This window comes from Oleiagrimonas sp. C23AA, from assembly GCF_011759385.1.
GTDB lineage: Bacteria > Pseudomonadota > Gammaproteobacteria > Xanthomonadales > Rhodanobacteraceae > Oleiagrimonas.
Map to the genome: position 1 here is coordinate 16,099 of NZ_JAARLY010000014.1, position 18,516 is coordinate 34,614.

Consider the following 18,516-nt stretch of genomic DNA (forward strand, 5'->3'; position numbering starts at 1 on the left):
GTAAAAAAGGCGGCTTAGGGCGCGGCATGGAGCCGCAGCGAACGGTGACCTCGCCTCACGAGGCCAGCCTTAGAATGTCGTTGTAGAACGCCAGCCCGACCAGTGTGGCAAGCAATGCCATGCCGACAAACTGGCCGGCCATCATGGCGCGCTCGCTGACGGGGCTGCCCTTGACCAATTCAATAAGGTAATACAGCAGGTGACCGCCGTCCAAGATGGGAATGGGCAGCAGGTTCAAAACAGCCAGGCTCAGCGAGACCAAACCCAGGAATTCCAGGAACCAGGTAAAGCCCAGATGCGCCGAGGTATTGGCGACCTGGGCAATGGTGATCACGCCGGACAGGTTCTTGGTCGAGGCATGGCCGGTGAGCATGCGGCCGATCATGCTGAGCGTGGTCGAGGTCTTGTCCCAGGTGGTGGCAAAGGCCTGCCCCAGCGAACGCAGCGGACCGTAGCGGCGCGTGGCCGCCTGCGGCGGCATGGCGCTGACGCCGATGTTCCAGAACGCCTGCGGGGCGCCCTCGGGCTGGCTCCAGCGGGCGGTGACCGGCAGCGTCAGCGTTTGCCCGTCGCGTTGCACCGTAAGGCTCAGCTTGGCCGACTTGGTGGCCTGGGCTTTCAGCACCTTGCCAAGCTCGGTGAAGCTGTCGACCTTGACGCCATTGATGGCGTTGATGCGATCACCGTGCCTGAGGCCGGCGCTGGCGGCAGGCGAGTCGGGCGAGATCTGGTCGATCACCGGCGGCAGCGGTGCCGGTGCCAGGCCCAGCTTGTCCAGTGCCTTGTTGATGTCCACGTCGGCCGGCAGCTGCGACAGCGCCAGCATCACCGTGCGCTGCTGGTGATCGGCGTCGGTAACGGTCAGCGCGACATCCTGGTGTGCCAGCACATCGTCGGTCAGCGCATCGAGCGTGCCGCTCCAGGTGCTGACGTGGGTGTCGCCCACCTGCACGATGCGTTCGCCCTGGTGCAGCTTGGCCTGCGCGGCCAGCGTCTGCGCCGGCGGCGTGGCGATGATCGGTGCCGTATCGGGCTTGCCGATCATGAACATCAACCAGAACGCGGCGATGGCGAAAATGAAGTTGAAGCCGGGGCCGGCCGCGACGATGGCGATGCGCTTCCATACCGACTTGGCGGTAAATTCCTGATCGCGCAGCGCTGCCGGCACCTCGCCCTCGCGCGCATCGAGCATCTTCACGTAGCCGCCCAACGGAATGGCAGCGATGCGGTATTCGGTGCCATCGGCGGCCACGCGGCTCCACAGCGCGCGGCCAAAGCCCACGGAAAACCGCAGAACTTTCACCCCGCAACGGCGGGCTACCCAAAAATGGCCGAACTCGTGGAAGGTCACCAACAAGCCAAGGGTGACGAGCAACCACCAGACGGAACCGAAGAAAGTCGACATGTTCTAAGTGCTGGTCGGTAAGTAGGTGTCGGTGTCGGCGCGCCCGCGCTGGGCGCGGCCAGGCCCCCTAGCTTAGCAGTGACAGCGCAGGAAGCGGCGGGCCGCCTCGCGAGCCTGGTCGTCACGTTGCAGGAGCGTCTGGATATCGACCACAGGCTGCGCCGGCAGTTCCTCCAGCACCGACTCAATGACCTCGGCAATGCCCAGGAACGGCAGTGTGCCGGCCAGGAACGCATCCACGGCTACTTCGTTGGCGGCATTGAGCAGGGCGGTGGCGTCGCCACCTTCGCGCAGCGCCGCAAAGGCCAGCGCCAGGCAGCGGAAGGTGCCGGTGTCGGGTGCCTCGAAGTCAAGCTGGCCGGCCGCGGCCAGGTCCAGCGAGCCAACGCCCGCTTCCACCCGCTCGGGCCAGGCCAGTGCATAGGCGATGGCCGTGCGCATGTCCGGCTGCCCCAGTTGCGCCAGCACCGAGCCGTCGATGTATTCAACCATCGAATGCACCAGGCTTTGTCGATGCACGACCACATCAATCCGGTCCGGCGCGGCATCGAACAGATGGTGAGCCTCGATCACCTCCAGACCCTTGTTCATCAGTGTCGCCGAGTCGACCGAGATCTTGCGGCCCATCGACCAGTTCGGATGCGCGCAGGCCTGATCGGGCGTGATGTGCGCCAGCTCTTCACGGCGCTTGCCGCGGAACGGACCGCCGGAGGCGGTCAGAATCAGCTTGCGCACGCCGACCCGGTCCAGCACCGGACGCCCGCCGGGCAGGCACTGGAAGATCGCGTTGTGTTCGGAGTCGACCGGAATCAGCGTGCCGCCACCTTCGCGCAGCGCGGCCAGCAGCAGTTCGCCGGCCATCACGATTGATTCCTTGTTGGCCAGCAGCAGGCGCTTGCCGGCGCGGGCCGCGGCCAGGGTGGAGGCCAGGCCCGCCGCGCCGACGATGGCGGCGACCACGGTGTCCACACCCTCGTGCGCGGCTGCAGCGGTGACGGCAGCCGCGCCCGAGCCAATCTCGCAGCGCACGCCGGCCTCGTCCAGACGTTTTTTCAGCGCGTTTTCGCACGTCGGGTCGGCGATCAGGGCACGTTCGGGACGAAAACGCACGCACAGCTGGGCCAGCTTGTCGACGCTGCGCCAGGCGACCAGGGTATGGGCGCGAAAGTGCTGCGGATGGCGCGCAATCACATCCAGCGTATTGGTGCCGATGGAGCCTGTGGCGCCGAATACCGCCACTGCGCGGGGCTGCAGATCAGACATCGTCTCCATCGCTTACAGGCCCAGCAACAGTTTGCCCAGGGCGAACACCGGCAGCGCCGCAAACACGCTGTCCATGCGATCGAGCAGACCGCCGTGGCCGGGAATCAGAGTGCCCGAATCCTTGATCTGGGCATGGCGCTTCATCAGGCTTTCAAACAGGTCGCCGATGATCGAGGCGGCGACGGTGAGCATGCCCAACACGGCCAGGCCGACCAGGCGCGCGCCGTGTACGTCCAGCACCCAGCCGCCGAGCACGGCAATCGCCGTGCCGGCCACCAGGGCGCCGTAGACGCCCGCCCAGGTCTTGCCGGGGCTGATGCGCGGGGCCAGCTTGGTACGGCCCAGGAAACGGCCGGAAAAGTACGCACCGGTATCGGCCGCCCAGACGATTACCAGCGTCAGCAGCGTCCACCAGTGTCCCAGGATCGGGCTGCCATGGATGCTGGCGATGGCTACCCAGGCCGGGATGAACAGCACCAGGCCGGTACCCAGCTTCAGGATACGGTTCTCGGTATTGGGCGAAGCGGCAAAGCTGTAGGCGCGCATCCACCACAGGCTCGCTACCCACCAGATCACGCCCAGCGCGATCAGCGCCAGCCACAGCGCCGGCGTCAGCCGCGCGAACCACAGCAGCGCGAAAGCCACCAGCACCAGGCCGGTGTACACACCGCGGGCGATGGCTGAGCCGAGCCCGCAAAGCCGCGTCCACTCCCAGGCCCCGCCGGCGAACACCACACCGACGATCGTGGCAAACAGCCAGGTCGGGGGCAGGATGATCACCAGTGCCGCGAGCGGCGCCAGTAGCAGGGCGGTGAGGGTGCGCTGTAGCAGCATGCAAATCCTTGTCAGGAGCCGGCCGGGGCGGCCTTGGCGATCTGGGCGCCGGTCAGGCCGAAGCGGCGTTCACGACGGGAGAAGTCCTCGAGCGCTTCGGCCAGGCAGGCCTGATCGACGTCAGGCCACAGGGTATCGGTGAAATACAGCTCCGCATAGGCCAGCTGCCAGAGCAGGAAATTGCTGATGCGGTGCTCGCCACCGGTACGGATGAAAAGATCCGGTGGTGGCAGGTTGGCCAGACAGGTGTGTTGCCCAAGCGTGGTTTCGTCGATGCTCGACGGGTCCAGCTCGCCCCGCGCCGCCGCTTCGGCCAGCTTGCGTGCGGCCTGGGCGATATCCCAGCGGCCGCCGTAGTTGACGGCGATATTGAGCGCCAGCGCCTGGTTGTCGGCGGTGGTGCGCATGGCCTTTTCCATGCGCTCGCGCAACGGCGACTCGAAGGCCGACAGTTCGCCGGTGAAGGCGATACGCACGCCGTGCTGGTGCAGCTCATCCACTTCCTTGTCCAGCGCCTTCAGGAACAGCTCCATCAGCGCGCGCACCTCGGTGGGTGGGCGCTTCCAGTTTTCGCTGGAAAAGGCGAACAGAGTCAGGGCCTGCACTTTCTGGCGCAGGCAGAACTCGATGGCCTGGCGCACGGCTTTCTGCCCGGCGCGGTGGCCGAAGCTGCGAGGACGGTGACGACGCTCGGCCCAGCGTCCGTTGCCGTCCATGACAATGGCGATATGGCGCGGAATGCGGGGCTCGTCGGTGTTCATCGCATGGTGCTCGCTGCCGGGCGCCGCGGCCATCATTCGGCGCGCGGCGCGATGGCCATCAGATGGCCATCAGCTCCTCTTCCTTGGTCTTGACCACGTCATCGACCTGCTTGACGAAGCGATCGGTGAGCTTTTGCACTTCATCCTCGGCACGACGCTCGTCGTCCTCGGTGATTTCCTTTTCCTTGAGCAGGTCCTTGACCGTCTGCAGCGCATCGCGGCGGATGTTGCGGATGGCGATCTTGCTGTTCTCGCCCTCGGCCGCGACATGCTTTGCCAGCTCACGACGGCGCTCCTCGGTCAGCGGCGGCATGTTCAGGCGGATCACCTGACCGGCGGTGTTGGGCGTGATGCCGATGTCAGAGGCCAGGATGGCCTTTTCCACCGGGCCAACCATGTTCTTCTCCCACGGCGTGATGGTCAGCGAGCGACCGTCGGTGACGGCGACGCCGGCAACCTGGGTCAGCGGCATGTCCGAGCCGTAGTAGGACACCTTGATGCCTTCCACCAGCGCGGCACTGGCGCGGCCGGTGCGCAGGCGGCTGAGCTCGTGACGCAGCGCGTCGATGCTTTTGCCCATGCGGGTCTGTGCGTCTTGCATGATGTCGTCGAGCACGGGGAACTCCAATACCGGGTATTCGATCGAGTATAACAGCGCCCGGCGCAAAGCCCGGCGCGGTTGTCAGTGGGCCGGCCGCATGTGACCGGCGCGCGTTTTTAAAGCTTATTCGGCGTCGACCAGTGTGCCGATGTCTTCGCCGTGCATCAGGCGGCCCAGGTTGCCGGGCTCGACCATGTTGTAGATGCGCAGCGGCATGTGGTGATCGCGACAAAGCGCGATGGCGGCGGTATCCATCACCGCCAGCTTGCGCTCGATGACCTCGTCGTAGGTCAGGCGCTCATAGCGCTTGGCGCCCGGGTGCTTGGCCGGGTCGGCGTCGTACACACCGTCGACCTTGGTGGCTTTCAGCAGCAGGTCGGCGCCGATCTCCACCGCGCGCAGCGCGGCGGCCGAGTCGGTGGTGAAGAACGGGTTGCCGGTGCCGGCGGCAAACAGCGCGATTCGGCCCTTCTCGATATGGCGGATGGCGCGGCGGCGAATGTAGTCCTCGCACACATCGTGAATCTGGATGGCGCTGAGCACGCGCGCGTAGGCGCCGCGCTTTTCGATGGCATCGGCCATGGCCAGGGCGTTCATCACCGTGGCCAGCATGCCCATGTGATCGCCGGTGACGCGGTCGATGCCGGAGGCGGCAAGGCCCGCGCCGCGGAAGATGTTGCCACCGCCGATGACGATGCCCACTTCCACGCCGGAGCGGCTGACCTCGATGATTTCCTCGGCCAGCGCGCCGATCACCTTGGGATCGATGCCGTAGTCCTCGCGCCCCATCAGCGCCTCGCCGGACAGTTTGAGCAGGATGCGCTTGTACTTGGGTGCTTGGGTCATCGATCTCTCCGGCGGCGGGCGGGCAAAACGGCCGTATTGTAGCGGCACCGTCATGTTTGCGGGAGTGCGCGCGTGCGGCCGTTCAAGTGGGGGAAGGGCGTACATAAAAAAGGGCCGCGGATATTTCCGCGGCCCTTTTCAAGCCGAAGCGTTGTAGATGGCCCGGCGCGCCGGGCGCATCATCAGGCCAGACCGGCCTGCTTCATCACTTCAGCGGCGAAGTCCTCTTCGGCCTTCTCGATGCCTTCGCCCACGGCCAGACGGGCCACGGAAACGACCTCGGCACCTTCCTTCTTCAGCACGTCGCCGACGGAGGTGTTGGTGTCCAGCACGTAGGCCTGACCGGTCAGCGACTGCTCGTTGGCCAGCTTGCGCAACTTGCCGGAGATCATCTTCTCCTGGATTTCGGCCGGCTTGGCCTTGTCCTTGTCGGTCATCTGCGCCAGGGCGATTTCCTTTTCCTTCTCCAGCACCTCGGCCGGGACGTGCTCCGGGGTGATGTAGGCCGGGTTCATGGCCGCCACGTGCATGGCGATACCCTTGGCCAGTTCCTCGGAGCCGCCCTTCAGCGACACCACCACGCCGATGCGGCCGCCGTGGATGTAGGCGCCGGTGATGCCGGCGTTGGCCACGCGCACCATGCGGCGCACCTGGATGTTCTCGCCGATCTTGGCGATCAGGGTCTTGGCCTCGTCCTCGACACTGCTGCCGTTGCCGTAGTCGGCGGCCTTCAGGGCGTCGACATCGACAGCGCCGGAAGCCAGCGCAATCTCGGCAACCTTGTCCGAGTAGGTCAGGAAGTTGGAGTCCTTGGCCACGAAGTCGGTTTCGCAGTTGACTTCGACCAGCACGGCGGCGTCGTCATTCTGCGCGGTGACGATGCGGCCCTCGGCGGCCACGCGGCCAGCCTTCTTGTCGGCCTTGGCCAGGCCCTGCTTGCGCAGCCACTCCATGGCCACTTCGACGTTGCCGTCGTTGGCGACCAGGGCTTTCTTGCATTCCATCATGCCGGCGCCAGAGCGCTCGCGCAGCTCCTTGACCATCTGTGCGGTGATTTCCATGGGAGGTCCTCGCAATAGCTTTCAAAACGGGTGGCGGACCCGGCGCGAAGCGCGGGGCAGTGCGTCGCGATGGCGACGTCCGCAAGAGACGCCCCGGCGCGTGTGCGCCGGGGCCTCAGGCATTACTTGGCGCCTTCCTCGACCTCGACGAACTCGTCGTCGCTGTTGGCGGCGGCGTTCGGCGTGGCGGACTTGCCTTCCAGGATGGCGTCGGCAGCGGCACGGGTGTACAGCTGGATGGCGCGGATGGCGTCATCGTTGCCCGGGATGGCGTAGTCGACCAGGCTCGGGTCGTAGTTGGTGTCGACCACGGCGACCACCGGGATGCCCAGCTTGCGCGCTTCCTGGATGGCGATGTCTTCGTGGCCGATATCGATCACGAACAGCGCGTCCGGCAGGCGCGGCATGTCCTTGATACCGCCCAGCGACTTCTCCAGCTTCTCGCGCTCGCGGCGACGGGTCAGCACTTCGTGCTTGACCAGCTTCTCGAAAGTGCCGTCGGTCTCGGCCGCTTCCAGCTCCTTCAGGCGCGCCACCGACTGCTTGACGGTGCGGAAGTTGGTCAGCATGCCGCCCAGCCAGCGTGCGGCGACATACGGCATGCCGCAACGGGCGGCTTCTTCGCTCAGCGCTTCGCGTGCGGCGCGCTTGGTGCCGACGAACAGCACGGTGCCCTTCTTCTGCGCCAGGCCCGACAGGTAGTTCATGGCGTCGGTGAACAGCGGCATCGTCTTCTCGAGGTTGACGATGTGGATCTTGCCGCGGGCGCCGAAGATGTAAGGGGCCATCTTCGGATTCCAGTAACGGGTCTGGTGGCCGAAGTGGACGCCGGCTTCCAGCATCTGGCGCATGGTGACTTGAGACATGGTGTACTCCTTGGGGTTAAGACCTCCACGCATCCCCATCCTCGACCCGGCGCCGGCAAGAAAGCCGGTGCGGGCACCCCGAGAACGGTGCCGATACGTGTGTGTCGTTGAAGTGGCCTTGAACGGGACCATCCCGCGGGCCAAGCGAAGCATGCCGCAGTGCGGTTACAATCGCCTTTCGCTTTGCGTGCACCGGCCTTACATGAGTGCCGGAGGCAGCAAATCCTTGAAATTATAGCCGGGGCCGCGAGCGTCCCACAAGATGCGCCTTCATGCGCGCTCCAGCCCGGTGACCGGCGGCCCTTGGTGGGCCGCTCACCGCAAGGCTCTGGCCGGCAATACACTTCACAGGATCGATCATGGCCGCAACACCCAAAACCCCGCAAGAAATCGAGAGCATGCGCGTGGCCGGCCGCCTGGCCGCCGAAGTGCTGGCGTTGCTCAAAGAGCACGTCAAGCCGGGCGTCACCACTGAAGACCTGGACCGCATCGCCTATGAGCACATCGTCAACGTGCAGAAAGCGGTGCCTGCCAATGTTGGCTACCAGGGCTTCCCGAAGACCCTTTGTACCTCGGTCAACCATGTCATCTGCCATGGCATTCCCAGCCCCGGCAAGGTGCTCAAGGAGGGCGACATCGTCAATTGCGATGTCACCGTCATCAAGGATGGCTGGCATGGCGATACCAGCCGCATGTTCGTCGCCGGCACCCCCAGCGTGCTGGCCAAGCGCCTGATGGATACCACCTACGAGGCGATGATGCGCGGCATCGAGGCGGTGCGCCCGGGCGCCACCTTGGGCGACATCGGCCACGCCATCCAGAAGCACGCCGAGGCGGCGGGCTTCTCGGTGGTGCGCGAGTACTGCGGCCATGGCATCGGCAAGATCTACCACGATGCGCCGCAGGTGCTGCACTACGGCAAGCCCGGTACCGGCATGAAGCTGGAGAAGGGCATGACTTTCACTGTCGAGCCGATGATCAATGCCGGCAAGGCAACCACGCGCCAGCTGCCCGATGGCTGGACGGTGGTGACCAAGGACCATTCGCTGTCGGCGCAGTGGGAGCACACCATTGCCGTCACCGACGATGGCTTCGAGATCCTGACGCCCTGGCCCGACGCGGCCTGATGCCTGCGCACCGTCCGCAGCGTGCCCAAGCAGCATGGCGCGGGCGGTGCCATAGGTCATGGACGCACCGGAAGGCGGCCAAAACCGGCTATGATCGGCGGTTTCCCGTCCCCTGCACCGCGTTGCCATGAGCCTTTACCGCTATTTCCATCTGGACGTCTTTGCTGCCAGCCATGGCGGTGGCAATCATCTGGGCGTGGTGGTCGGCGCCGATGACTGGACGGAGGCGGCCATGCAGCGCTTCGCGCGCTGGACCAACCTGGTCGAAACCTGTTTTCTGCTCAAGCCCACTGACGCCGACGCCAGTTACCGCGTGCGCATGTTCACGCCGCATCGCGAAATCGACTTCGCCGGCCATCCCAGCCTGGGTAGCGCGCATGCGGCGCTGGTCGCCGGTGTGGCCGAACCGGTGGACGGGCGACTGGTGCAGGAATGCCGCGCCGGCCTGATTGCCATTCGCGTGCTGGGGCGTGGCAGCGCACGCCAGCTGATGCTCAAGGCGCCGCAGGCGAGCGTGCTGGCGCAGGGTGCCGATGCCGCCGCCGAGCTGCCGGCTGCGCTGGCCGGTTTGCCGGCCGGGCGCTTGTCGCCGGCGCTGGTCGATGGCGGTCGGCGCTGGTGGGTGGTGGAAGGCGCCAGCGAGGCGGCCGTGCGCGGCTGGCACCCCGATCACGAGGCCATTCGCACGCTGGCGAAAGCCTCACAGAGCATGGGTGTGTGCGTGTTCGCGCGCGCCGGCGAGGGCGATTCGCTGGTGGTGCGCGCGTTTGCCGGTGGCGCCGGCATTGTGGAAGACCCTGCTTCCGGCGCGGCCAATGGCCTGGTTGGTGCCTACCTGGCACAAGTGGAACCTGAGGGCACGCTGGCCGGCGGCTACGCCGTCAGCCAGGGCCGCGAAATGGGTTACGACGCGCGTCTGGTGGTGCATGTCGAGCACGGTCAGGTCTGGGTCGGCGGACGTACCAATACGGTGATCGATGGCCAGGTCGACTGGACCGCGCAGCAGGACTGACCGCGCCATGGCGCACGGCGCGGATATGCGCGCTTGCACTTTGACTTTTACCCCCAGCGCCCGGAGTCTGCGCGCATGACGGTACGAGCCATTCCCTTGCCCACCTTGCCGCGGCTGCCGATTGCGGTGCCGCGTTCGGGCGTGTCCGAACAGGCGCGGCTGGCGCTTCGCCAGTTGCTGGACGATGCCGATCGCGCCTTTGCCGCGGCCTTCAATTCCGGTGCCGATGCCACCGTGCTGGTGCATCGGCGCAGCGACATCGTCGAACGCGTGGTGATCCACGTTTGGCGCGCCTTCCTGGGCGAAGCGCCCGGTTGTGCGCTGCTGGCGGTGGGCGGCTTCGGCCGCGGCCTGCTGTTTCCGCACTCGGATGTGGATCTGCTGGTGATGGTCACGCCCGAATCGGGCCGCGCCAAGGCGCGCGCGCTGGAACGGTTTTTCGCCTGCCTGTGGGATCTGGGTCTGAAGCCCGGCCACGCCGTGCGCGACGCCGCGCAGTGCCGAGAGCTGGCCGGCAACGATGTCAGCGTGTTTACCAGCCTGCTCGATGCACGGCGTCTGGCCGGCGATGCCGATCAGGTGGCAAAGCTCAAGGCCATGGTCGACGACGAATCGATATGGCCGCCGCCGGCGTTCCTGGCCGCCAAGCAAGCCGAGCAGGCGCAACGCCACGCCAAGCACAACGACACCGCACACAACCTGGAGCCCAATCTCAAGGAAGGGCCGGGGGGCATGCGCACGCTGGATCTGATGCGCTGGCTGGCGCGTCGCGTGGCCGGTGTCATCGGTTTCGACGGCATGCTTGCCGCCGGCCTGCTGGACCCGGCCGAGCGCGAGGCGCTGGCCGAGGCCGAAGCCACCCTGCGGCGCTATCGTGTGGCGCTGCATCTGGAGGCCGGGCGTGCCGAGGAACGGCTGCTGTTCGACTACCAGCGTCCGCTGGCCATGCGCCTGGGGTTTGAGGACGAACACGAGAAGAACCTTGGCGTCGAGCAGTTCATGCAGGGCTACTACCGTGCCGCCACGGTGATCGAGCGGCTGGGTGTGCAGCTGGGCGAGCGCTTCGAGGAGCTGCTGGAGCCGGACGTCGAACCGCGTCCGCTGAATGCGCACTTCGTCTGCCTGGGCAAGCGCCTGCAGCCGGTCGACCCGGATCTGTTCCTGCGCCAGCCCGACACCCTGATCGAGGCCTTCAGTCTGCGTCTGGCCTATCCGGACCTGATCGGTTTTACCGCCGAGACCATGCGCCGCATCCAGCAGGCGGTGGCGCACCTGGGCGAATCCATGGGCGACGATGAGGCTGTGCTGGCCGCGTTCCTGGCGCTGCTGCGCCGTGGCGCGCCGGCGGTGGAAGCGTTGTGGCGGATGAACCGCTTCGGCCTGCTGGCGGCGGTGCTGCCGGCCTTTGGCGATGTGGTCGGGCGCATGCAATACGACCTGTTCCATGTCTACACCGTGGACGAACACACGCTTCGCGTGCTGCACAATGTGGCGCGTTTCGCCGACCCGGACGCGCGCCGCGAGTTTCCACTGTGCTGCGAGATCTGGCACGAGCTGGACAAGCCCGAACTGCTGCTGCTGGCGGCGCTGTTCCACGATATTGCCAAGGGCCGCGGCGGCGATCACTCGGTGCTTGGCGAGGACGATGCACGCGCCTTCTGCACGCGGCTGGGCTTGCCTCAGGCCGATATCAACATGGTCGCCTGGCTGGTGCGCTGGCATCTTCTGATGAGCACCACCGCGCAGCGCCAGGACATCACCGATGCCGACGTGGTGCACCGTTTTGCCACCGAAGTGGGCGATTGGGAGCACCTGGATCACCTTTACCTGCTCACCGTGGCCGACATCATCGGCACCAGCCCGAAGCTGTGGAACGCCTGGAAGGACCGCCTGCTGGCCGATCTGTACGTGGCCGCGCGTTATGCCCTGCGTTCGGACCTTGCGCTGCCGTTGCGTGCCGAGGTGCGCGTGCGCGATTGCCGCGAGCGGGCGCTGAAAATCCTCACCAGCGAAGGGTTCGATGCCGACGCGGTGGCCAAGGTCTGGGTGGACTTTCCGGATCTGAGCTTCCTGCGCCATCGCGCCGAGCAGGTGGCCTGGCAGACCGCTGCTATCCTGCGCGCCGACGGCGTCACGCCACTGGTCGAGGTGCATCCGTTCTCGGTGCGTGGCAGCACCGAGCTGTTTGTCTACGCCCCCGATCGTGATGGCCTGTTCGCCACCGTCACCGCCATGCTCGACCGCCTGCGCTTTTCGGTGGTGGAGGCGCGCATTCTGGGCTCGCGCACCGGCATGGCCCTGGATACCTTCCTGCTGCTGGAGTCGGACAACCAGCACGTGGCCAGCCCCGAGCGCGCCAGCGATCTGAAATCGCGCCTGGCCCGTGCGCTGGCCGCGCCGGCCCGTGCGCAACCGGCCAAGCGCGGCCTCTCGCGCCAGTTGCGCCATTTCCAGATGGCGCCGCGCGTGGAGTACACCGACGATGCCAGCACCGGCCGCACACAGCTGGCGCTGGTCTGCAGCGACCGGCCGGGCCTGCTGGCCGCCGTCGCACAGGCCTTTGTCGAGGCCGGTGTACGCGTGCACGATGCGCGCATTGCCACCTTCGGCGAGCGCGTCGAGGATTTCTTCCAGCTCACCGGACCCGACGACGGTCCGCTCGATGCCGACCTGAAACATACGCTCAGGGGCATTCTGGAGCGGCGCATCGGCGGGCCGGCGAGCGAATCTTTACCCGGGAACGATCATGCAAATGCTTGAAACCACCATCAATGACGCCTGGGAGCGTCGCACGGAACTGACCGACACCGAGATCGAAAGCCACCTGCGTCCGGCGGTGGATACCGCGTTGGCGCTTTTGGAAAGCGGTGAACGCCGCGTCGCCGAGCCCGATGGCAACGGTGGCTGGCAGGTCAACCAGTGGCTGAAAAAGGCTGTGCTGCTGTTCTTCCGCATGAATGGCAACCGCGTCATGGATGGCGGCCCCTCGCGCGCTTTCGACAAGGTGCCGCTGCGTTTTTCCGAGGCCGACCAGGCCGCGTTCGAGGCTGCCGGCATGCGCGTGGTGCCCGGCGCTTTGGTGCGTCGCGGCGCGCACGTGGCGCGTGACGCCGTGCTGATGCCCAGCTACGTCAACATCGGCGCCTTTGTCGGTGAAGGCAGCATGGTCGATACCTGGGCCACGGTCGGTTCCTGCGCGCAGATCGGCAAGCACGTGCATCTATCCGGCGGCGTCGGCATCGGCGGCGTGCTGGAGCCGCTGCAGGCCAACCCCACCATCATCGAGGACAACTGCTTCATCGGCGCGCGTTCGGAAGTGGTCGAGGGCGTCATCGTCGAGCGCGGCAGCGTCATCGGCATGGGCGTGTATCTGGGCCAGTCCACGCGCATCTACAACCGCGCCACCGGTGAAGTCAGCTACGGCCGCGTGCCGGCCGGCAGCGTGGTGGTGGCCGGCAACCTGCCGGCCAAGGACGGCACGCACAGCTTGTACGCGGCCATCATCGTCAAGCAGGTGGACGAGCAAACCCGCGCCAAGACCGGCATCAACGAGCTGCTGCGCGCGGCGCAGTAAACTTTACGCCCCATACCGGCAAATCAACGGGGTCGCGCGGCGGCCCCGTTGCGTAACAAGGCAACTGGACATGAGCGATACCCAACCCGTGCTTTACGGCCTGCCCAATTGCGACACCTGCAAGAAGGCGCGCAACTGGCTCAACCGTTTCGATATTGAGCATCACTTTGTCGATTACCGCGCCAACCCGGTGCCGGCGGCCACGCTGAAGGCGTGGGCCGCGCAGCTGGGTGGCTGGGAAAAGCTGATCAACAAGGCCTCGACCACCTGGCGCAACCTGCTGCCGCAACGCAAGAACCCCGGTTCCGATCCGGAGTGGACGCTGCTGATCAAGGAGCATCCGGCACTGGTCAAGCGGCCGGTGCTGGTGATGGGCGACGGCTCGGTGAGCGTGGGCTTCAAGGACAACCTGTACAAGCAGCGTTTCGGGCTCTGACATGGCGCGTGCATCCGTTCGTCGTTACCTCAACAACCTGCGCATCGAGCGCGACAACGCCGAGCTGTATGCGCAGCTGGCCGCGCTGGGCGATGATGAGCGCACCGAGCGGGCCTATCGGCGCATGGCCGATGCCGAGCAGGCCAACGCCGCTTTCTGGGAATCGCGCCTGAAGGCCCTGGGCGAGCCGGTGCCGGCGACGCGCATTGGTCTGCGTGTGCGCGTGCTGGTGTGGCTGGCTTCGCGCTTCGGCTCGGAGTTTGTGATGCCCACCGTGGCGCGGCTGGCGCATGCCGACCACCTCTCCACGCCGGTGGATCGCGAGGGCCATCGCGACCACTTCCCCGGGGCCGGACGACCGCTTTCCGACAGCGGCCTGCGCGGGCAGGGCGGCAACACCCTGCGCGCCGCCGTGCTGGGCGCCAACGATGGCCTGGTGTCCAACGTCAGTCTGGTGATGGGCATGGCCGGTGCGGCGACCGCGGACAAAGCCGTGCTGCTGGCCGGCCTTGCCGGCCTGGTCGCCGGTGCCTGCTCCATGGCGCTGGGTGAATGGCTGTCGGTCAACAGCTCGCGCGAGTTCTACCAGGCGCAGATCACCGCGCGCGCCGAGCGTCTGGCCGTGGCGCCGGAAGACAGCCGCCAACGCATCACCACCATCTACCGCGACAAGGGGCTGGACGCCTCCACCGCGCAGGCACTGGCCGCCGAGCTGGTGCAGACGCCACGCGCGGCGCTGGACCTGCTGGTGCGCGAGGACCTGGGTATCGACCCGGAAGAACTGGGCGGCTCGGCGTGGACCGCGGCACTGTCCTCGTTCACCCTGTTTGCGGTGGGCGCGGCCTTTCCGGTGGCGCCGTACCTGTTCGCGCACGGACGCGAAGCCATGCTCGGCAGCGTGCTGACCACCGCGGTGGGCCTGGCCCTGATTGGTGCGGCCACCTCGCTGTTTACCGGTCGCCGCATGGGCTTTTCCATCGCCCGCCAGCTGACCATCACCACCGCCGCGGCGGGCATCACCTGGCTGCTGGGTCACGCGCTGGGGGCGGCCATCGGCTGATACCCCGCGCCTGCCATGCGGCTTGTGTTTCACCCCTCCACTGAAATCTGCGCCATGTCCGACGTGCTTGAACTTACCCAGTCGCTGATCCGCCGCCGCTCGGTCACCCCCGACGACGATGGCTGCCAGGCGATGATCGCGCGGCGTCTGGCCGAGGCCGGCTTTACTGTCGAGTCCATGCGCCATGGCGAGGTGGATAACCTCTGGGCCACGCACGGGCAGGGCGACGGTCCGACACTGGTGTTCCTGGGCCATACCGATGTGGTGCCGACCGGCCCCGAGTCCGACTGGACTTCGCCGCCGTTCGAGCCGGCCATTCGCGAAGGCGTGCTGTACGGGCGCGGCGCGGCCGACATGAAAGGCTCGGTGGCGGCCATGGTGGTAGCGCTGGAGGCCTTCGTCGCCGCGCATCCGGATCACGTCGGGCGTGTGGCGCTGCTGATCACCAGCGATGAAGAAGGCGCCGCCACCGAGGGCGTGCGACGCGTTGCGCAGACCTTCCGCGAGCGTGGTGAAAAACTCGATATGTGCGTGGTGGGCGAGCCTTCGGCCACCACCAAACTGGGCGACCTGATCCGCGTCGGCCGGCGTGGCTCGCTCTCGGCCACGCTCACCGTGCGCGGTGTGCAGGGCCATGTGGCCTACCCGCAGCAGGCCGACAACCCGATCCATCGCGCCGCGCCAGCGCTGGCGGCGCTGGCCGTCGAGCGTTGGGATGACGGCAACGCCGACTTCCCGCCGACCTCGCTGCAAATCTCCAATATCGCCGCCGGCACCGGCGCCACCAACGTCATCCCCGGCACGCTCAGCGCGCAGTTCAATTTCCGCTACAGCACCGCCAGCACGGCCGACGAACTGAAAGCGCGCACCGCCGCGCTGCTGGATGCACACCAGCTCAACTGGCACATCGACTGGCACCTTTCCGGCGAGCCGTTCCTGGCCCCGCCCGATGGACGCCTGCGCGAAGTGGTGGTGGGTGTCTGCCGCGATCTGGCCGGCATCGAGCCCGAGCAAAGCACCGGCGGCGGCACCTCCGACGGGCGCTTCATCGCCCCCCTGGGCGCCGAAGTGGTCGAACTGGGCCCGGTCAACGCCACCATCCACAAAGTGGACGAATGCGTCGCCGTCGCCGACCTGGAGCGCCTGCCGTCGCTGTACCGGGCCATCGCCGAGCGCCTGCTGGCCGGTTAAGCCCCATAGGTTATGCCGCGATGCGGCGCGTCCGCATCACGCTGGGCGTCATGGCGGCGGTGACCGTACCGGCGTCGTCAGCCCTTCGGCGTGAAATGCCCTTGGTACCGAGCGTGGGTTGGTTCGTCTCAGCAAAATAGTGGTCCCGGCGCAAGTATTGGCAAAGTCCGCCCTTCTTACGGCATGCCGCTGCGCCACCCACGCCGGGTGGTATCCGACACCCATGAATCTCTCACTTCAGCAGCATCCAGCCGCCGAGGCGCCTTGCCGCGGGCGGAGTGCATATTCGCGTTTTCGGGGTGATAAACCATACACACCTCATTTCGTGAGATATGCAAACCAGCATGCACCGGTCATCGCGGAAGACAAGACCAGTAACACCTTGTTTGCTTGTAGGGTTTCACTGATTGACGTCGGACGAACCGCAAGCGAGGATGGATGCATATGCCCCGATCCGGGGTCTACTAAGCGTTGGGCGTAAAAGCACGGAGATTTAAGCAATGCTCGATGGCGTAATGCTACTTTGGTTTCTGCTCACCGCGTTATCTCTGCTGTTCGTGGCGGTCGATATTCGTACCACGCCAGAATCTACTGTTCTAAAATGGGGATTCATTTTACTCACCGCGTACACGGGGCCGTTTGGTGCGTTTCTTTACGTGCTAGGTTGCCGCGAGCCGTTGCCGGGATTACACGAACGCTACGTTGCAACGCGTTGGAGACAAGTGCTCGGCTCCACAATGCATTGCGTGGCCGGCGATGGGGTCGGCATTTTGGCCGGGGCTGTCGTCGCCGGCGTCTTTCATTTTCCCCCAACGCTCGACATCGCGCTGGAATACATCCTAGGTTTTGGATTCGGTTGGGCGATATTTCAGGCTTTGTTCATGCGGGATATGGCCGGCGGCTCATATGCGCGCGCTCTCTCCAGTACGTTTTTTCCGGAATTGTTGTCGATGAACTGCCTCATGGCTGGCATGGTGCCCATAATGACTTGGGCGATGAAAAATACGGCCATGGCCCATGAACCGACCGGGCCAGCATTCTGGTTCGTCATGTCCATGGCCCTGCTGGTCGGCTTCATAACGGCCTATCCCATGAATTGGTGGCTGGTATCACGACACATGAAACACGGGATGATGACAATTCGTTTTTCCAATAAACCCACGAATGAAGACACGATGCACGCAAGTGCTTCCGAGCACTCGCACGATGCTCATACTGCCCCGGCACGGAGGGCTGAAAAGCAAACACAGGAGCCAGGTTCCAAGCGCACGCTTGCAGGCATGACGATCCTTTCGTTCATAGTATTTGGCGTAGGGCTGGGGATAGCGGTACTTTTGACACGCTTCTAGCAGATCTCTCGTATCGACGCCCAACAAGACGCTGCAGTTGACCGCCCAAAGCGCTGCCGCGCTTCGGGTTCCCTCCGTGCTTCGCACTCCGGCGGCAACTGAGCTCAGGCGTTGGGCTTACAAGAAAACGTGGCGTATAGTGATGTCGTTGTAACAACAGGAGACATGTCATGGTCAAAGTAGCGTTGTTCGTTCGCCTCGAAGCGAAACCCGGAAAAGAGAAAGAGGTTGAGAGCTTCCTTATGGGCGGTCTTCCCATTGTCAATGAGGAGCCTGCCACCACTGCTTGGTTTGGCATTCGCCTTGGGCCAAGCACTTTCGGAATCTTTGATGCCTTCCCGAATGAAGCGGGCCGGCAAGCCCATCTCTCCGGCAAGGTCGCAGCAGCGTTAATGGCAAAGGCCGGTGAGTTGTTCTCCGAGCCGCCATCCATCGAGAAAGTTGACGTACTTGCGGCAAAGCTACCCGGCTAAGCAAGCCCAACAAGGCGCTCCAGCCGACCGTTTTGCCTTCGCTTCGCTACGGCAAAACGGCGGCTGAGCTTGGGCGTTAGGGCTCGTTATGGCACATCATGACCTTGTCGGCGTTCCATTTCCGGTAGATCACCCGGAGTTCACTAATGATCGACCATTGAAGCATCTTATTTTTCAAATAGAGAGTCTTATTGAAATGGGTCATGACCTCGACGATATACTTGGTCTTGTCACGGCTACACTGAAGTTAAAAGACGATCACATGCTCTCTGTGCAACTCGGAGGCGGGCTTTTTGGGTTAGTTCCATCCACTCTTGGGCAGAGCGCACTGCTCATTTACGCGAGATGCTTCAATAGCTCGACGCGCAGAACTAGGTTAGAAGCACATAATATATTCGCTAGCCCCGAAGATCTCGAAACGCATGCAAAGGTAATGGAAATTCGTGATCGTTTTATCGCGCACCAGGGGTCAAGGGCCTGTGCAGAATTTTGTGTAAACGGGGGTTGGGCTTACAGCTGAGGCATGCGGTCCTCGAACTGGATCGTAAACCGGTTCAGCGCGGCCTTCCAATCACGGATTGGCAGCGTCCACTTGCGGCTGATGTTGCGTAGTGCCAGGTACAGCAGCTTCATCAGCGCCTCGTCCGTGGGAAAGGC

17 protein-coding genes and 1 pseudogene are annotated in these 18,516 nt (G+C 65.1%); 9 read left to right on the forward strand and 9 right to left on the reverse strand.

Annotated elements, in window-relative coordinates:
- Positions 1-55: 55 nt before the first annotated feature.
- From rseP to rpsB, 8 genes are all read right to left on the reverse strand, one after another.
- Positions 56-1,405 (reverse strand): RIP metalloprotease RseP, encoded by a 1,350-nt coding sequence (rseP, locus tag HBF24_RS16855; RefSeq protein ID WP_167175746.1) that lies wholly within the window; start codon positions 1,403-1,405, stop codon positions 56-58.
- Between the two features lie 72 nt (positions 1,406-1,477).
- Positions 1,478-2,668, reverse strand: a complete 1,191-nt coding sequence (gene dxr / locus HBF24_RS16860) for a 1-deoxy-D-xylulose-5-phosphate reductoisomerase (RefSeq protein ID WP_167175750.1) — start codon at positions 2,666-2,668, stop codon at positions 1,478-1,480.
- Positions 2,669-2,680: 12 nt separating this feature from the next.
- A complete protein-coding gene (locus HBF24_RS16865; RefSeq protein WP_167175753.1) occupies positions 2,681-3,502 on the reverse strand; it encodes a phosphatidate cytidylyltransferase in 822 nt (273 codons plus the stop codon).
- An 11-nt stretch (positions 3,503-3,513) separates the two neighbouring features.
- Positions 3,514-4,263, reverse strand: a complete 750-nt coding sequence (uppS, locus tag HBF24_RS16870) for a polyprenyl diphosphate synthase (RefSeq protein WP_167175756.1) — start codon at positions 4,261-4,263, stop codon at positions 3,514-3,516.
- A 58-nt stretch (positions 4,264-4,321) separates the two neighbouring features.
- Positions 4,322-4,879: a ribosome recycling factor gene (frr, locus tag HBF24_RS16875; protein WP_167175759.1), complete on the reverse strand. Its 558-nt coding sequence runs from the start codon at positions 4,877-4,879 to the stop codon at positions 4,322-4,324.
- Between the two features lie 108 nt (positions 4,880-4,987).
- Positions 4,988-5,710: a UMP kinase gene (gene pyrH, locus HBF24_RS16880; RefSeq protein WP_167175762.1), complete on the reverse strand. Its 723-nt coding sequence runs from the start codon at positions 5,708-5,710 to the stop codon at positions 4,988-4,990.
- A gap of 182 nt (positions 5,711-5,892) precedes the next feature.
- Positions 5,893-6,771: a translation elongation factor Ts gene (gene tsf, locus HBF24_RS16885; RefSeq protein ID WP_167175765.1), complete on the reverse strand. Its 879-nt coding sequence runs from the start codon at positions 6,769-6,771 to the stop codon at positions 5,893-5,895.
- Positions 6,772-6,893: 122 nt separating this feature from the next.
- On the reverse strand, positions 6,894-7,637 hold the full coding sequence (rpsB, locus tag HBF24_RS16890) for a 30S ribosomal protein S2 (RefSeq protein ID WP_167175767.1): 744 nt from the start codon (positions 7,635-7,637) through the stop codon (positions 6,894-6,896).
- Positions 7,638-7,996: 359 nt separating this feature from the next.
- On the opposite strand from rpsB, the gene map reads away from it, so the two are divergent.
- The 9 genes from map (at position 7,997) to HBF24_RS16935 (ending at position 17,859) form a co-directional block, all read left to right on the forward strand.
- Complete coding sequence (map, locus tag HBF24_RS16895) at positions 7,997-8,764, forward strand: type I methionyl aminopeptidase (RefSeq protein ID WP_167175770.1); 768 nt, start codon at positions 7,997-7,999, stop codon at positions 8,762-8,764.
- A 127-nt stretch (positions 8,765-8,891) separates the two neighbouring features.
- A complete protein-coding gene (locus tag HBF24_RS16900; RefSeq protein WP_167175773.1) occupies positions 8,892-9,776 on the forward strand; it encodes a PhzF family phenazine biosynthesis protein in 885 nt (294 codons plus the stop codon).
- Positions 9,777-9,851: 75 nt separating this feature from the next.
- The gene (glnD, locus tag HBF24_RS16905) at positions 9,852-12,536 is read left to right on the forward strand and encodes a [protein-PII] uridylyltransferase (RefSeq protein ID WP_167175776.1); all 2,685 of its coding nucleotides are present in this window, start codon (positions 9,852-9,854) and stop codon (positions 12,534-12,536) included.
- A complete protein-coding gene (dapD, locus tag HBF24_RS16910) occupies positions 12,523-13,350 on the forward strand; it encodes a 2,3,4,5-tetrahydropyridine-2,6-dicarboxylate N-succinyltransferase (RefSeq protein ID WP_167175779.1) in 828 nt (275 codons plus the stop codon). Before glnD ends, dapD begins: the two co-directional genes overlap by 14 nt.
- Before the next feature lie 70 nt (positions 13,351-13,420).
- A complete protein-coding gene (locus tag HBF24_RS16915; protein ID WP_167175782.1) occupies positions 13,421-13,786 on the forward strand; it encodes a Spx/MgsR family RNA polymerase-binding regulatory protein in 366 nt (121 codons plus the stop codon).
- Between the two features lies 1 nt (position 13,787).
- Complete coding sequence (locus HBF24_RS16920) at positions 13,788-14,846, forward strand: VIT1/CCC1 transporter family protein (RefSeq protein WP_167175785.1); 1,059 nt, start codon at positions 13,788-13,790, stop codon at positions 14,844-14,846.
- A 54-nt stretch (positions 14,847-14,900) separates the two neighbouring features.
- Positions 14,901-16,037, forward strand: a complete 1,137-nt coding sequence (gene dapE, locus HBF24_RS16925) for a succinyl-diaminopimelate desuccinylase (RefSeq protein WP_167175788.1) — start codon at positions 14,901-14,903, stop codon at positions 16,035-16,037.
- Positions 16,038-16,537: 500 nt separating this feature from the next.
- Complete coding sequence (locus HBF24_RS16930; RefSeq protein WP_037332606.1) at positions 16,538-17,386, forward strand: DUF4396 domain-containing protein; 849 nt, start codon at positions 16,538-16,540, stop codon at positions 17,384-17,386.
- A gap of 170 nt (positions 17,387-17,556) precedes the next feature.
- Positions 17,557-17,859, forward strand: coding sequence for an antibiotic biosynthesis monooxygenase (locus HBF24_RS16935; protein ID WP_008217156.1), 303 nt, complete (start codon positions 17,557-17,559; stop codon positions 17,857-17,859).
- 510 nt (positions 17,860-18,369) lie between these two features.
- On the opposite strand, the pseudogene HBF24_RS16940 reads toward HBF24_RS16935, so the two are convergent.
- A pseudogene (locus tag HBF24_RS16940) lies at positions 18,370-18,516 on the reverse strand (IS256 family transposase); the annotation flags it as partial.

Coding starts and splice junctions, on each gene's coding strand:
- rseP (WP_167175746.1), bottom strand. CDS start 1,405: ATGTCGACTTTCTTCGGTTCCGTCTGGTGGTTGCTCGTCACCCTTGGC.
- dxr (WP_167175750.1), bottom strand. CDS start 2,668: ATGTCTGATCTGCAGCCCCGCGCAGTGGCGGTATTCGGCGCCACAGGC.
- HBF24_RS16865 (WP_167175753.1), bottom strand. CDS start 3,502: ATGCTGCTACAGCGCACCCTCACCGCCCTGCTACTGGCGCCGCTCGCG.
- uppS (WP_167175756.1), bottom strand. CDS start 4,263: ATGAACACCGACGAGCCCCGCATTCCGCGCCATATCGCCATTGTCATG.
- pyrH (WP_167175762.1), bottom strand. CDS start 5,710: ATGACCCAAGCACCCAAGTACAAGCGCATCCTGCTCAAACTGTCCGGC.
- tsf (WP_167175765.1), bottom strand. CDS start 6,771: ATGGAAATCACCGCACAGATGGTCAAGGAGCTGCGCGAGCGCTCTGGC.
- rpsB (WP_167175767.1), bottom strand. CDS start 7,637: ATGTCTCAAGTCACCATGCGCCAGATGCTGGAAGCCGGCGTCCACTTC.
- map (WP_167175770.1), top strand. CDS start 7,997: ATGGCCGCAACACCCAAAACCCCGCAAGAAATCGAGAGCATGCGCGTG.
- HBF24_RS16900 (WP_167175773.1), top strand. CDS start 8,892: ATGAGCCTTTACCGCTATTTCCATCTGGACGTCTTTGCTGCCAGCCAT.
- glnD (WP_167175776.1), top strand. CDS start 9,852: ATGACGGTACGAGCCATTCCCTTGCCCACCTTGCCGCGGCTGCCGATT.
- dapD (WP_167175779.1), top strand. CDS start 12,523: ATGCAAATGCTTGAAACCACCATCAATGACGCCTGGGAGCGTCGCACG.
- HBF24_RS16915 (WP_167175782.1), top strand. CDS start 13,421: ATGAGCGATACCCAACCCGTGCTTTACGGCCTGCCCAATTGCGACACC.
- HBF24_RS16920 (WP_167175785.1), top strand. CDS start 13,788: ATGGCGCGTGCATCCGTTCGTCGTTACCTCAACAACCTGCGCATCGAG.
- dapE (WP_167175788.1), top strand. CDS start 14,901: ATGTCCGACGTGCTTGAACTTACCCAGTCGCTGATCCGCCGCCGCTCG.
- HBF24_RS16930 (WP_037332606.1), top strand. CDS start 16,538: ATGCTCGATGGCGTAATGCTACTTTGGTTTCTGCTCACCGCGTTATCT.
- HBF24_RS16935 (WP_008217156.1), top strand. CDS start 17,557: ATGGTCAAAGTAGCGTTGTTCGTTCGCCTCGAAGCGAAACCCGGAAAA.